Annotated in this window: 12 protein-coding genes; 6 read left to right on the top strand and 6 right to left on the bottom strand. The window is 60.7% G+C overall.

Annotation, left to right across the window (positions count from 1 at the left end):
- Window positions 1-567 precede the first annotated feature (567 nt).
- A complete protein-coding gene (locus DEIPE_RS24635; RefSeq protein WP_015231534.1) occupies window positions 568-1248 on the top strand; it encodes a hypothetical protein in 681 nt (226 codons plus the stop codon).
- A 600-nt stretch (window positions 1249-1848) separates the two neighbouring features.
- Window positions 1849-2157, top strand: coding sequence for a hypothetical protein (locus DEIPE_RS20930; RefSeq protein ID WP_015231533.1), 309 nt, complete (start codon window positions 1849-1851; stop codon window positions 2155-2157).
- A 198-nt stretch (window positions 2158-2355) separates the two neighbouring features.
- On the opposite strand, the gene DEIPE_RS25675 is transcribed toward DEIPE_RS20930, so the two are convergent.
- From DEIPE_RS25675 to DEIPE_RS20915, 4 genes are all read right to left on the bottom strand, one after another.
- Window positions 2356-2619, bottom strand: coding sequence for an IS630 transposase-related protein (locus DEIPE_RS25675; protein ID WP_083865926.1), 264 nt, complete (start codon window positions 2617-2619; stop codon window positions 2356-2358).
- 86 nt (window positions 2620-2705) lie between these two features.
- Window positions 2706-4469: a discoidin domain-containing protein gene (locus tag DEIPE_RS20925; protein ID WP_015231532.1), complete on the bottom strand. Its 1764-nt coding sequence runs from the start codon at window positions 4467-4469 to the stop codon at window positions 2706-2708.
- A 791-nt stretch (window positions 4470-5260) separates the two neighbouring features.
- Window positions 5261-7627 (bottom strand): IPT/TIG domain-containing protein, encoded by a 2367-nt coding sequence (locus tag DEIPE_RS20920; RefSeq protein WP_015231531.1) that lies wholly within the window; start codon window positions 7625-7627, stop codon window positions 5261-5263.
- A 204-nt stretch (window positions 7628-7831) separates the two neighbouring features.
- Complete coding sequence (locus DEIPE_RS20915) at window positions 7832-8335, bottom strand: hypothetical protein (protein ID WP_015231530.1); 504 nt, start codon at window positions 8333-8335, stop codon at window positions 7832-7834.
- Between the two features lie 567 nt (window positions 8336-8902).
- On the opposite strand from DEIPE_RS20915, the gene DEIPE_RS24295 reads away from it, so the two are divergent.
- Entirely contained in the window at window positions 8903-9199 is a 297-nt protein-coding gene (locus DEIPE_RS24295; RefSeq protein ID WP_041231840.1) for a hypothetical protein, read from the top strand.
- 601 nt (window positions 9200-9800) lie between these two features.
- On the opposite strand, the gene DEIPE_RS20905 is transcribed toward DEIPE_RS24295, so the two are convergent.
- Window positions 9801-10058 carry a hypothetical protein gene (locus DEIPE_RS20905; protein ID WP_015231528.1) on the bottom strand — a complete coding sequence of 86 codons (258 nt, stop codon included), beginning with the start codon at window positions 10056-10058 and terminating at the stop codon, window positions 9801-9803.
- Between the two features lie 497 nt (window positions 10059-10555).
- Between DEIPE_RS20905 and DEIPE_RS22820 the strand changes: the two genes are divergently transcribed.
- Together DEIPE_RS22820 and DEIPE_RS20895 are read left to right on the top strand one after the other, a co-directional pair.
- Complete coding sequence (locus tag DEIPE_RS22820) at window positions 10556-11323, top strand: hypothetical protein (protein ID WP_015231527.1); 768 nt, start codon at window positions 10556-10558, stop codon at window positions 11321-11323.
- Window positions 11324-11520: 197 nt separating this feature from the next.
- Window positions 11521-12111 (top strand): TetR/AcrR family transcriptional regulator, encoded by a 591-nt coding sequence (locus DEIPE_RS20895; RefSeq protein WP_052326869.1) that lies wholly within the window; start codon window positions 11521-11523, stop codon window positions 12109-12111.
- A gap of 88 nt (window positions 12112-12199) precedes the next feature.
- Here DEIPE_RS20895 and DEIPE_RS20890 read toward each other — a convergent pair whose 3' ends face one another.
- Window positions 12200-12391, bottom strand: a complete 192-nt coding sequence (locus DEIPE_RS20890) for a hypothetical protein (RefSeq protein WP_015231525.1) — start codon at window positions 12389-12391, stop codon at window positions 12200-12202.
- A 365-nt stretch (window positions 12392-12756) separates the two neighbouring features.
- On the opposite strand from DEIPE_RS20890, the gene DEIPE_RS25670 reads away from it, so the two are divergent.
- Window positions 12757-13530, top strand: a complete 774-nt coding sequence (locus tag DEIPE_RS25670; RefSeq protein WP_083865925.1) for an ISL3 family transposase — start codon at window positions 12757-12759, stop codon at window positions 13528-13530.
- Window positions 13531-13538: the final 8 nt, after the last annotated feature.

Raw genomic sequence — 13538 nt, 5'->3', positions numbered from 1 at the left:
GGAGCCCGGCTCTCGCGTTCTGTCTGGACGTTGGTTGGTGGAGCGCTCCTAAAATGGTTCTTCCTTGCCAGTACCCGCTTCATGCTCCGACGCCCTGATCCTGCTGCGAACTTTCACGACCACACTTCGGGACCTCTCCGCTTTGTCGGTGAAATAAGGTGCTCGCTGTGTTTGTGTGGTCGCCTCCACGAGGGGGCTTGGTCGTGAAGGTGCGTTTACGCCGGAGGGATAATCATCATTCTGGTGGGAACTACTCTTGGATAAGTCAGCCGACTGACCTGCTGGGGTTCCGGCGGGGTCTGGTGCGGATACACCTCGAGTCTATAGCATTAGTGTCCGTAAAATGATGATCTGCATGATTTCAATTGGGGATGGCTCCCCAATTGAAATCATGTTTTATTATGAACTTCGGACGTGAATAATACAACATCGCACACTTATAAACAAAAGACCTGACTTGACTATGATGAACACTAAAGAGGGAATAACTTCCTTCTCGCGTGCACGAATACCACAACGTGCCCCACCCGGGCGCCCCGGCCCCACCGTTCGACAGGAGGAGATTCAATGAAGCGCTCGATCACCCGTTCATTCCTGCCCCTGCTCACCCTCGCTCTGCTCGCACCGCTCGCCGCCGCATCCACCTCGGTCATGACCGTGGAACGGGGCGGCAACGTCGTCCAGATCGTCTGCTCCGGTAACGGCGGCCACGGCGGCAACGCCACCGGCGGAAATGGCGGAGTCACCGACAGTGGAAACGCCAATGGCGCAGACGCCACGGCCGGCGACGGCGGTCCAGCAGGGTACGCCAGAGCCTCGTACCATGGCCCAACACGCAACATCATGCAGATCGCCTGCGCTGGCGACGGTGGGAACGGTGGCGACGCCACCGGCGGCAACGGTGGCACGACCAACAACGGTGGAGACGCCAACGGCGGCGAAGCGCACGGCGGTGAAGGCGGCGCCGGTGGAGACGCGAACGCAACCTATCACGGCGACGCGCGCAACGTACTCCAGATCGTCACCGGCGGCAACGGTGGGAACGGTGGCGACGCCACCGGCGGCAACGGTGGCACGACCAACAATGGTGGAGACGCCAACGGTGGCGAAGCGCACGGCGGTGAAGGCGGCGCCGGTGGAGACGCGAGCGCTTCGTTCACAGGCTCAGCCCGCAATTTCATCCAGCACATCATGTCCGGCAGCGGCGGAAATGGCGGCAACGCGACTGGCGGTCACGGCGGCAAGTAGCGCCAGGTGACGGGGCATTGAGCCGGGTGCCTCCTGTTGAGCGGCTCCGGCGCAGACCCGCGACCCGCGAAAGGCGACGAAGATGATCGAGCTCACGATGACCATCATCTGCCTGGCATTGGCTCCGCTCACCTTCCCTGAGCCCAGCTGCACGGTTCAGCGCCAGGTGCACCACGACCATTCCGCACTTGGGCGAAAGGACGATCACACGCAGCCCCGTGGCCCGATCGGAAATCATGTGGTGAATATCGTGGTGTGCAAAGGTCGCGATGGCCGTGATGGCAAAGCGGCTCAAGGTCAGAATGGGCGTTCAGCTGTCGGAAACAGAGGCGCTGATGGTACTGCCGGTCGGGGAGGCAAAGGCGGCACTGGCAGCTCCGTGACCGTCAAAGGTGATTCGCAGCCCACCAGCGACCCATGCAACCCGCAAAGCAACACGCTTGGTCCGCGCAGATAACCCCCAGCAACGCTCGCCCAGAGACAATCGTTTTCTGGACCTTATGTGCCCTGCCTCGTGATCTTCACGAATGACCTCATTGAACAACACGCGCCCTTCACCGTGCCAGCCACCTCCACACGCAGGGCGCTCAAGGTGGTGTGATGACCAAAGACGAAACCCAGCACTTCGCTTCACTTCCTTATAGAGAAGTGCCACCACAAGTTGAGCCCCCCGAGCGTGAATTTCAGCCTCCAAAACTGCGAAATCACCTGCCGGACGGGACAGACACCACGCTCCGCACGGTCGGACGTGGCGAGGGACGAATGCAGCAACCGCGCGACCAGCTGAACGTGCGTTTGCCGAAAATGCTCAAACGGCTTGCGGCTTCTCAGGCGGCGCTGGAAGGCATCACTGTCGGCGAGCTGATCGAGCGGCTCCTCACCGAGTACCTCGAGGACCGCCAAGACTGAAGTGGAACCAGCTGTTTCCCTACCGCGACGTACGCGTTGAACACTCTGCTCAAATGTCCAGCGGTGGCTTCAAGAAAGGCTTGGCGCTCCTGTTCCTGCTGCCGGCAGGCGCGGACGGTCTTTTTTTCCCGTGATGCCAACACGTTCCAACATCCGGTCCATGGTTTTGAAACTCACCCGCACCCCGGTCCGCTCGACCTATAAGTCTGCGTGTTCCTGCAGGGTCCGGTCGGGATGCTGTTCCACCTGACGGCGGAACAACTCATGTTGCTCCGGCTTCATCAGGTGAGGTTTGCCGGGCGAGCTGCGTCCTATGCGCGACTCGCCCCGTCGGTGTGGGTGTAGGGAGCGCCATACCGTCGCTTCTCCCACCCCGAACATCTCCGCTACTTGCGCTGCAGGTTGTCCTGCTTCGTGCGCCGCCACGATTCGCTCCCGCAAGTCCAATGAGTACCCTCGCATCCCTCAATCATCACGACAACCGCTTTAAGACGATGGCCCATTTCGGATCATGGGTGACTTTCCGATCAATGCGATGAACGGCTGCCTCAGGGCAGGGGCAAAGCGCCCGCCAGCCGCTTTGGAGCGTCCGACCGCAACTCGAACTTACGGTCCCAGGGCTCTTGCATCCTGGGATCGCTCCAGATCGAGGAGCTGCTCATCCGTTTCCCGTTGATGGTGACCTTGCGTTCGCCGTCCAGCTGGTAGTAGACGTTGCCGCTTTCATTGATCGGGCCGTCCGTCCACACGGTGTCCTTGCTGGCGTTCCGCCTGGTGACAATGATGTTGTCCTTCAACGTCAGGATGCCTTCGTTGCAGCCGTCACCGCAAAATACGCCCAGGTTGCTGTTGAAGACCGTGTTGTTGTTGAACACCGTGCCGGGGTTGCTGCCCCACTTGCTTTCGCTGCCACGCACAACCAGCGCTTCGCCGCGCCCGTTCGTGTCCAGGGGAGCGTATACGTTGTACTCGAAGCGGTTGTACTCGCTGCGGTTGTCACGTGAGCCGCCCAGCTCCGCGAAGGTGGTGTCGTTGATGCTGGTGTTGTGGTGAAAGTAGTTGCGCTTGGCGTAATACAGCTCCAGGGACGCACCTTCCACCCCGTAATCCTCGCTGCAGGCCGTGTTGCCTTCGAAGTAGTTGTAGGCCACCTCGTTGTTGTCGCCGTTGATCAGCACACCCCACGCGCCGCTGTCGTTGTTGCCGTTGTCGTTGTTGTTCTTGCTCATCACGGTATTGTCGGTCAGTCGGTTGCGCAGAACGCGGTTGCTGGTCGCGCCGTCTTCGAGATGCACACCTGCAGTGAGACCCGAAGCCTGGCTGTTCTGCACGGTGTTATGGTGGCTTCCCGACGTGAACGAGAATCCGACGGTCCAGCCGACCGGACCGTTGCAGCGTCCTGTGTCCCGCGAGTCGGGTTTGTCGGCCGTGACGCGCACGTTCTGAATGGTCTTGTACGAACCGCGAATGGTGATCGCGCCTGGCAGGCCATTGCGGATCAGCGGCAGGTTTCCGCTGCCGTAAGCGTCGATGACGATCCGGGCGTCACTTTTCCCGCTCCAGTGGGCGTTCAGTGGTCCCGCCCAGCTGCAGCCACGTTTCAGCAGCAACCGGTCGCCAGGATCAAGGTCGCTGCGGTTGACTTTGTGCAGGCTGGCCCATGCCTCACCACTGGTTTTGCCATTGTCGCTGTCGTTGCCGTTGTCGCAGTCGACGTAGTACGTCTGGCCGCTCGAGCTGGGGGTGTCGTCTCTGCCCTTGTCGTCACCGTTGCTGCTGGCGCTGTGTACGACCACTTCGGTAATGCCAATCGCGCTGTTTTCGCTGTTGCCGTGATTGACGACGCGAACGTAGCGGGCTTTCTGGTCGTTGATGTTGTAGCGCTCCAGGTCAAGGCTGCGGCCACTGCTGCTGGTGTTGTCGCTGGCTTTGCTCCAGGTTTCGCCGTCTCTGGAAAGCTCGATGTCAAAGCGGGCGGTGCGCTGGTCGCCACGGTACCAGGCGAGGGACAGGGCATCGACGGTTTTCTCGCTGCCAAGGTCAAAGCGGACCCACTCTCCGAGTCCGTCGGCGCCCCACCAGGTGCTGAGCTGATCATCCCAGGCGTTGCTGGTCACCGCGTGGTCACCGTTGCTGCTGCTGGCGCTGGTCGCTTGTATGGGGTGCGCGTCACTCGGCAGCGCCAGGGCGCCGATCACGGATGGTGCAGTGGTGCCAGACGGAGATGCAGGCGCCTGGCTGCTGGTACCGCAGCTGGCAAGTAAGGCAGTCAGGCCGATCAACGTCAGGGTGGGGCGCAATGAATTTGACATGGGTTCTCCTCAGCGCACAGCGTGACTGCTGCCGCGCAAGTCTGAATGGATAAATCTCGGGGAAGAAGGCAGATATGGTGACAGCCAGGTCAGGACATCTCCAGCTTTCCGGCTGCACAAAGCATCACTTAAACAAAAATTAAAAGTATTTGCAGCTTTTCGCATCTCCAGTCAGAAAACGGAAAACTCATGTTCCCCAGGTAATCTACTGACCCCCGATTTCAAGGCCATCTTAAGAATTCGCTGAATATGCTGTGTTCACGCGATTCGACCCACCTGGGATGCCTGTCAGAAAGATTAATAAGTCTTCATCTTTGGATTTGACGAGATTCTCTCATGTTTGAGTAGTGAGCCGGAGCGCCTGATCCACCTGGCGGGCGTCATGGCATTCAACCCGTTCGGCCAGCGTCCGCACCCATCCACGTCGTGTCGGGGGTGTGACGTTCACGCTCGACGGAACGCGGGTCAGGGTGAAGAACCTGGACTCCTGCTCGAGTTCAGGAGACCCGCGGTCCTTACCGAACGGTTTGTTCGTTTACGCGCCCTGGACACCGCCACGGGGTACGCGCACGCTGTTGTCCGGCCCTGCACCCTGAGGGCAGCGAGCGGCGTCTTGGTCTGGCCATTGACTGTTCCGCCCGGTTGTGAAGCAGCAGGTTGCGGTTGTAGGAGCGCGATTCGGAGAACGTGACGTACCTCCCAGGGGGTCACCACGGCGACCAAAGTGACGGGCCAATACGAACGGCACAACAGGAAGGCCGGATTGCTCCGGCCTTCCTGTTGCTTGACGGTCACTGCATGCCAGTGTTCGCGCCGACATTGACGCGGTCGTTCCGGCCGCCGTCCGCCTTGTGTTTGCTGACCCCGCCACTGCCCACGTTCGTGAGGGTGTTCGCGCCAAAGTTGATGACACTCGGCGCAGCGTCCGTGCCCTTGTACGCGGCCAGGCTCAACCCACTCCCACTCGGGCCAGTCATTCCATCAAATACGTTGAAGGTGTTGTCCGTGGCGGTCACCGTGGCTTGGTACGCGTCCACGTATACCTTCCCGGAACTCCTGAAGGTGTTCGCGCCCAGCGTCGCGTCACCCCAGCCGAACGCGCCGTAGAAGTACGAGGACCCCGAGCCGAGGGTCAGGAAGCTGTTCCCCGTGACGGTATGGTTCTGCCTGGCCGCCGTGGTGCTGTAGTGATCGAAGAACAGGTCGATGCGGCTGGTGGTCGAAGCGTTTGTCGCGTTCGCCGTCAAGGTGTTGTCCGTGACGGTGCAGGTCCGCGCTTCCCGGCAGTACACCTGTAATTTCGGGTGACTGTTGCCGATCACGCTCACGGCGTTCGCGCTGAGCGTCACGTTGCCGTTGTCCGCGTCGAGGATGACCTGGTCGTCCGCCTTCACGGTATTCCCGCTGAAGGTGACGTCGTTGAACACGCCACGGGTGTTGCCGCTGGTGAACACGTGCAGGAATCCCGCGTCCGTCTCGGCTGAGGCGGAATCCACGCGCACATCCGGATTACCGTTTATTCTGACGTGCCCGAATTTGGTGTACACCTGCATGCCGTTGCTGGACGTCAACTTCGCGTTGCCACTCACGGTCACGTCGCCAGTGTGACTGTAGATTCCCAGGTACGCGGGCAGGCTGGCGGGACTGGCCGCGCCATCTCCTGCGGAGATTTCCTGGTTGTTGCGCACCACCAGCTGATCGTTGCCCCGCTGTGCGCTGGAAGTTTCGGTCTTGCTGCTGTCACTGTAGAGTTGCAGGTTCGCGGTGGAGTGAATGAGCCCGTTGTTCTCGATGGTGGTGAGATTGCGGATCGATCCGATGAACACGAAGGCGTTCGTGGGTTTCCCGTCATTGCTGTCACCGTCGGTGGCGTTCACCTTGCTGCCCGTGATGGTGACCTGGCCGGTGTTGCTGCCCACGTCCGTGAGGCTGTAGCACGCGGGTGTCGTCTGGCAGGTGACGCTGTTCGCGGCGCTGTTGTGCAGCGCGCTGTCCTGGATGGTGACGTTCCCGCTCTCGGAGTACGCGTTGAGCCACATGCTGGAGTAAATGGCGCTGCCGTGAATGGTGACGTTCCCGCTGCCCGCTTCGAGGTCCACTCCACTGGCGGGCCCACCCTGGCTTTTGAGGGTGCTGTTCTTGACGGTGAGGTCATTCCCGGATTCACCGAGGCTGATGTAGTCGTTCAGTTCGATGGTGGAGTCGGTGACGGTGACAGAGGAGAGGGACGCGTTGTTCTCCAGGTACCCGCGTCTGGCGTTCATCTCCTTGATGCTCACGTCAAGGAAGTGGAAGCCGCTCGGGCCATTCTGGTTCAGGGCGGCCGCGTTGACTACCGGGGCTCGGCGGATGCGGTGTGCCGTGACGTCCGCTGCGCGTGCGTGCGGTCTGACTCGCCGGGACTGGTCGCGGCTCGCGCCGACGTCGTGGCCCTCCGGCGCGAGGGACTGCACGGTCGAGGGTGCGGGCAGGGTGAAACGCGGGTTCCTGCGCCGCTCAAAGCGATTCTGGCGTTCGCGCGAGAGTTGCGTGCTGAGGGCCGAGAGGCTCGCGGGGCTGTCCTTGACGGCGTTGACCAGGTAGTAATTGTCGCCCGTCAGGGTGAGGGACCCGACCGTGACGACATTCCGTTCGGTGGCGTGCAGGTAGACGTCGCCGTTCACGCTCGTTTGGTCCTGCCCCTGGCCGTAGAGGCTGCGGTTGTTCAGGTACAGGGGCGCGCTGGTGGCCGTGTACGCTTTGGGGCCCAGCAGGAGCGCCGCGCCTGCCGGAAGGGCGTTGAGGGCGGTTTGAACGTCGGTGGTGGTGGTCGCGGAGGGATTAATGGCCTGCCCGACAAACAGTTTCATGGGGGCGGTGATGCTTTTCCCGTTGGTGATGAGTTGCAGGTCGTTGTGAGCCCAGCGTGCGTTTTGGGGAACTGTGAAGGTCACGCTGGTGTTGGTGTAGCTCGTGACGCTGGCCGTCGTTCCGCCGAGCAGGACGGTGCCGTTTGTGCCGAGGTTGACGCCGGTGAGGGTGACGGTGTCACCGGGCATGGCCACCGTCCTGCTGAGCGTGGTGACAGCCGGTCCCACCGCACCGGGGGCGCCGCAAGCAACGAGGAGGGAAGCGCCGAGCAGTGCGGTCGACGTGGGCCGAAGCAATGAGGGTTTCATATGTTTTCTCTCCTTGGCGGAACGGCGTGAATCTGGGCGCATCATCTTGCGATTCGGCCGGCCGAGCCTGGCATTGGGACGGTAAAAACAGGCGTCCACTGATGCCCTGGCAAGCCAGGTTGGTGGACGTTGAAGTGGATGGCTGGTTAGTTGTGGGGGAGGAGCGCTTGAGCGCCCGTCATGGCGTTGGTATTCGTGCTTGGATTACTTGAAGAGGCTGGTGAAGCTGTCGGTGAACGATTGCGTGGTGATGGTTGAATGGTGGCTGCTGGCGGTCATTTTGGTGAGGGTGACGTTGCCTTTGGCACTGCCGGAACCGCTGATGGCGGTGGTGTGGCGTCCGTTGAAGGTGTTGCCGTTGAACGTGCCGTTGATGTCCATTTTGCCGCTGCCGTCGGGGGTGGTGAGGGTCCATTGGGCGGTGTTGCCGTTAATGGTGCCGGTAATGGGTCCGACCCGGTTGTATTGCTTGGTTTTTTCGTCGTAGCCCTGCAGCTCTCCGCTGAGGGTGTTCTGGTTTTGCGTGAACATGACGCGCAGTTTGGCGTTGAAGGTGGTGCTCGCGTCGTTGGTCAGGGTGCCTTCCCAGGTGCCGGCGACGTTCGTGACGGCGGGGGGGCTGGCGGCCGGGGGATTGGTTGGGCTGGCCTGGTTTCCGCACGCAGCGAGGGTGACGGTAAGCGCGGTCAGGTACATGATGTTTTTCATGTCTCACTTGTACTATGCGACGCGTCTATTTTCGAGTGAGAGGCATAAAGCGTGAAGTGTGCGTCAAATGAAAGTCAACCCGTCTTTAATTGCTAGCACTGCGAGCAATGCTACTTTGAAATTGTACAGCACACCGACGATCGTCCTGTGTTTTAAGGTAGTTGTCTAACTCCATGTGGATCCATGTGGAATGACTAAACAAAGGCCAACGTGTTGCGGTAAGTCAGAGCGCAGACGGCGTCTTAAGGCCGACTCGCGCCAAGTCGGCCCTGCAATACGCCCTGCACCCGCTGATCAGACGCTCGCGCCCGTTGTATTGACTCGCTCACCGGGATTGACTCCGCGCGTGCCTTGTATTGCTGGGGAGCAGGCCGGACACTTGCCTGCGAACGGATGGGCGCCTTCAGCGCACCCGTTGCTTCGCTTTCACGCCGTGCTGTCGTTTGCGTTTTGATCACTTCGGCTGGTGTCGTTATCCGTGGCTGGGTCTTCGTGGTTGTCGTGAGTGATGGGGTTGCCTTGAATGCCGCTGGAGTTTGTACGAGCGCCCTGTGCGGGGTGGCACCTTTGGCTGAGCTGGCTGGTGATGAGGAAGACGCTTTCCGGTTCGCCTGTTTCGCTCTGCTGACGACCCGCGAGGAATTCACCTTTGAATCCCGAGCCCCAGCTTTTGCTGGGGTTGTTACCCTTGAGGGCCTGGCGGGGTCGCTGCTGACGCTTGCCTTTGAAGTTTCTGATGTGAAGGGGACGTTTGTTGCCCGGCTGCCACTCCGGGCCGCCGTGGTTGCTTTGGGGGGTAAGGCTGGTGTGGCCATCTTTCTGGTACTCATTGGGGACGGCTTGTTCCTGAGCGCCGCGTCTTGACGCCGAGTCACGGCCGCATTCGTCGACGAGCGTCTGGAGGGCCTGGCCTGTGTTGACGGAGGCGCTGCTGGAGCCGCCTGTTTTGCGCTCGTCGCGACTTGCGGTGTTCTCTCACGTGATTCCCGATTGCCAGGGTTGGTCCTGGCATCTGCTGCCGACGGCTTGGGCGGTGTACTGCTGACGCCCACGCTGGACAGGGCCACGTTGCCTTTGGCGACGCCGGATCCAGTGATGGCCGTGGTGTGACGCCCGCGGAAAGTCTTGCCATTGAAGCTTCCGTTGATGGCCATGGTTCCATGGCCGTCGGCCGTCACCAGCACCCAGCTCGCAGTGGTGCCATTGACTGAGCCCTTGATCGGTCCGACGCGCAGATACCGGTTGGTTTTCTGGTCGTAGCCGTACAGCTCGCCCGTCAGGCTGTTCCGGTGCTGCACGAACGTCACCCGCATTTTGGTATGAAAGGTGGTATTACCGTCGTTGGTGAGGGTCCCCTCCCAGGTTCTGGGTGGCACGCTCGCCGTGGATGTCTTGTTCGTCTGTGCGATGGCGCCTGGTGTGAGGGTGACGATCAAGAGCACGGTCAGGGTTTGCCGTAGGTGTCTCATACGTGCCTCCGCACTTCACGCGCCAGATGATGTTGAGTGCGGCGCCGGATGGGCTTTGATGGTTCGTGGGCGTGCAGTTCTTCCAGAAGGCGCTCGGCCTCTTGCAGGACAGCATTCCAGCGGGAGCTGGGGAGCGTGTGAACGAGGGCGAGCAGTTCCCTGGCTTTGTTCAGTGCGTCCCGGTCCTGGTGGTGGGGTGCGGTGGAGATGACCGTGTTGAGTGTCTGGGTGATCGCTCGTGTTCGTACGCTCATTCCGGTTCCTCGCTTCCTGCTGGTGCTGCGTCGGCCCTTCCTTTTTTGCCACTCGCTTGTTGCGAGTTTCTTATATGAGTATTGATTTTCTTGTTGATGGCCGGGATGAAAGAATGTGCGGCGTTTCGCTCATTCTTTTGTTTGGTGGGATTGTTCTGGTCTTATAGGTGCCTGCTACGCCGCGTTAGTGCTAGCAATAAAACAATTCTGTCTTTCATAATTTGTCTGCCGCTGCTAGCGATGCTTGAGTGATGCAAATGCTTCGATGCTGTCACTCCCGATTAAGTTGAGTTACTAACTACTTCATGATCAAAAAGACTGAGGATTATCATCCCTGTAATAAATTACACGCCAATACTTGACACAAGAGACGCAGAGAAGCAAGAAAGCGTCGAACGCAAGTCGATACAAAGGAGGACCGTTTGGACTAAGAACAAAAGACGGTTCAACAATAACCCTACGCTTTTTTTCTTAATCACCGAACTGGAGACATCACCATGAAACAACCCAAAGCACGCATCCTGGCTTCCTTCCTCGCCCTCAGCCTCGCCGGCGCCACCACCGCCTTCGCCCAAACGAACACCGACACGTCCAGCAACTGGATGAAAGGCATCGTTCAGGAAGTCAAAGCCGGACACGGCGGCAACGGCGGTGACGCCACCGGCGGCAACGGCGGCACCGCCGACAACGGCGGACATGCCAACGGCGGCGAAGCCCACGGCGGAAACGGCGGTAAGGGCGGCGACGCCAACGGCCGCGTCGACTCCAACAAGAACCTTGACGTAGACGTCGACATCGACATCGACAAAGACATCGAAACGGACGACGGCAGCACCGACACCAGCGGCAACGCCAGCAGCACCGGCAGCTTGATGGGCGCCGAGTGGATGAAGTCCATCATGCAACAAGTCCACGCTGGCAACGGCGGTAACGGCGGCAACGCCACTGGCGGCAACGGTGGCACCACCGGCTCCGGTGATGACGAAGGCGATGACGAAGGCGAAGAAGACAGTGACTCCGACAACAGCGGACACGCCAACGGCGGCGAAGCCCACGGCGGTGACGGCGGCGAAGGCGGCGACGCTGACGGCCACGTCGACGCAGACGAAGACGTGAGCATTGACGTCGACGTTGACTTTGACAAGACCGTCGACTCCGATGACGACGAGGACGACGGCGACGACGAAGGCGATGACGGCGACGGCGGCGACGACGGCGATGACGGCGACGACGGCGAAGACGAAGAAACCGACGGCGACTCGTAATAATCTGAGCCCCCAGCGCCCAGCAGCCCGTCCCTTGGCTCCAAGGACGTAGCACAAGCCCCGCCCCTCCTCGTGAAGGGTGGGGTTCTTTCTTCCTCTGGCAGTCCGTACGCCCCGACAAGGGATACTTACCTGTACACGCCTACCCCTTCGCCATTTATCCCACCAAGCGCCACCAGGAAGGCCAGGCTGAGCACGTGAAGGCACCCAGACAAGGTGACATGCGGCGCACCGACAAGCGCGAGCGCCTCATTCAGGCGGCGAAAACCCTGTACACCCAGCAGGGCGTGCAAAGCACGACCCTCGCGCAAGTCGCCCTGACTGCCGACGTGCCCTCCGGGAACCTCTACTACCACTTCAAAACCAAGGACGCGCTGACCGAGGCGGTCATCGCCGCGCACGGCAAGGACATCCTGGATGACCTCAGCCGCTTCAACGCCGAGCGCGACCCCAGAAGGCGCCTCCTGGCGTTCTTGCAAGGAAGCCTTGCCACCAAGGAACAGCGGGCCCGCCATGGCTGTCCCTACGCCGCCCTGATGCTGGAGCTCGAGAAGATCTCGAGCAGCGCCGCGAGTTCCGCGGCAAACCTGCTGGGACTGCAACTGTCCTGGCTGGAGCTTCAGTTCCGGGCGCTGGGAAGAGAAGACAGTGAGAAGCTCGCATTGCATTTCCTCGCGGGACTCCAGGGGTCATACTTGCTGAGCCTCAGTCGGCACTCCACACAGCTACTCGAGCAACAGGTCGAGCAACTGGAGCGCTGGGTCGCGGAACTCGTTGCAGGCCCGTGAGAACACGCTCACCGGAATGGGGCAGGCTGAACGGCGGATGACACAGGTAGGGTACTGATGCGAACGGGAAACGTTCCCGATGCACCGGTCAGGATCCGGAAGGCTCTTCAGCTGTCCGTAACTGCTGCAACTCTGTGCGGATCAGAATGGTCATCCAGCCGGCGTTCGTTCCTCGCTTCTCGTTGACCAGCTTCAACGCGTCTTCGAGGGAAGTTGATAAGTCCAGTACCAGATCCCGGAGTTCCTTGCTCAGCAGGGACTGCCGGGTGACATGGCGCATGGCAGCAGCCAGCTGGATCAGCTCATCGTCGTAATAACGGGTGGGATGACGCGCAGGCGTGACGAGGGATGGTCAACCGTGGTCAGGTCCTCTGTGGTGTGTTCAGGGTGGGTGAAGTTGCCGGAGGTGACGAGAGGTGTCCAGTTCTGAGACGGTTCGGCAGTTCGTGCGACAACAGCCGTTGCGTGCGATGAGGCGTGGCTGGTGGCGCTGTGAAGCTTTTGATCTTCAAGTTCAGCAGGATTGCTTGAAGCGGAGGTGTTCAGAATTTAGGGTCTCCCGCGCTTTACGGGAAGGATTCAGGCAACCAGCAGAACAGGCGTTTGGGCACGGTATGGAGAATGCACTGACGCTTCACTGCCCGAGTGACCATACCGAATGCGCTCCAGCAAGCCTTTCCTGCTGATTTGGCACTTGAAATCACTGCTTCACGCACCCTTGACGGGCAGTCGCTTCTGGCCCTGGGCAGTGGACGCTCCAGTGTGACCTGCCCGGCCTGTGAGACGGAGACCGGGAGTATTCACGACCGCGCCCTCCGCACTGTCCGGGACCTCGCCTGCTTCGGTCAGGAAGTCATCCTCCAACTCCGCTCCCGGCGATTCCGCTGCCGCAATGCCGCCTGCCCCAAACGCACCTTCGCAGAACGCTTCCCCGACCTCGTCGCTTCCTACGGCCGAGTCACCACGCGGGTCCAGCAGCTGCTCCGTACGCTGGCCCTCAGCGTGGGCGGAGTAGCTGGAGCTCGGCTTGCCCGGCATCTGGCGCTTCGGGTCACACCGGATCGTCTCCTGCGTAGCCTACACGCTTTGGAAGTCGCGCCACGTCTTGTACCAGAAGCAATAGGCGTGGATGACTTTGCCTTCAGGCGCGGCTTCTCGTATGGCACGATCATTGTGGATCTCCTTGCCGGTCAGCCCGTTGATCTCCTCCCAGGCCGCAAAGTGGAAACTGTCGCTGACTGGCTGGCACGACACCCGCAAGTGAAGTTTGTTGCTCGGGACCGCTCGAAGGAATATGCGCGTGGCATCACCCTGGGGGCACCCCAGGCTCAGCAGGTTTTGGACCGCCCAACGGGTCGGGCGAAGCCCGTCCCTCGACTGGCACGTCCTGAAGAATCTGGTGGAAGCCATGGAGCGTGACCTCGGTC

The sequence above is a fragment of the Deinococcus peraridilitoris DSM 19664 genome (assembly GCF_000317835.1).
In the GTDB taxonomy this organism is placed as follows: Bacteria; Deinococcota; Deinococci; order Deinococcales; family Deinococcaceae; genus Deinococcus_A; species Deinococcus_A peraridilitoris.
Note: the sequence above shows the minus strand (reverse complement) of the source record. Positions and strands in the feature narration are given on the sequence as shown.

Bases quoted from the DNA above. Each gene is read 5' to 3' on its own strand.
- DEIPE_RS24635 (WP_015231534.1), top strand. From the start codon at position 568: ATGAAGCGCTCGATCACCCGTTCATTCCTGCCCCTGCTCACCCTCGCT.
- DEIPE_RS20930 (WP_015231533.1), top strand. From the start codon at position 1,849: ATGACCAAAGACGAAACCCAGCACTTCGCTTCACTTCCTTATAGAGAA.
- DEIPE_RS25675 (WP_083865926.1), bottom strand. From the start codon at position 2,619: ATGCGAGGGTACTCATTGGACTTGCGGGAGCGAATCGTGGCGGCGCAC.
- DEIPE_RS20925 (WP_015231532.1), bottom strand. From the start codon at position 4,469: ATGTCAAATTCATTGCGCCCCACCCTGACGTTGATCGGCCTGACTGCC.
- DEIPE_RS20920 (WP_015231531.1), bottom strand. From the start codon at position 7,627: ATGAAACCCTCATTGCTTCGGCCCACGTCGACCGCACTGCTCGGCGCT.
- DEIPE_RS20915 (WP_015231530.1), bottom strand. From the start codon at position 8,335: ATGAAAAACATCATGTACCTGACCGCGCTTACCGTCACCCTCGCTGCG.
- DEIPE_RS20905 (WP_015231528.1), bottom strand. From the start codon at position 10,058: ATGAGCGTACGAACACGAGCGATCACCCAGACACTCAACACGGTCATC.
- DEIPE_RS22820 (WP_015231527.1), top strand. From the start codon at position 10,556: ATGAAACAACCCAAAGCACGCATCCTGGCTTCCTTCCTCGCCCTCAGC.
- DEIPE_RS20890 (WP_015231525.1), bottom strand. From the start codon at position 12,391: ATGCGCCATGTCACCCGGCAGTCCCTGCTGAGCAAGGAACTCCGGGAT.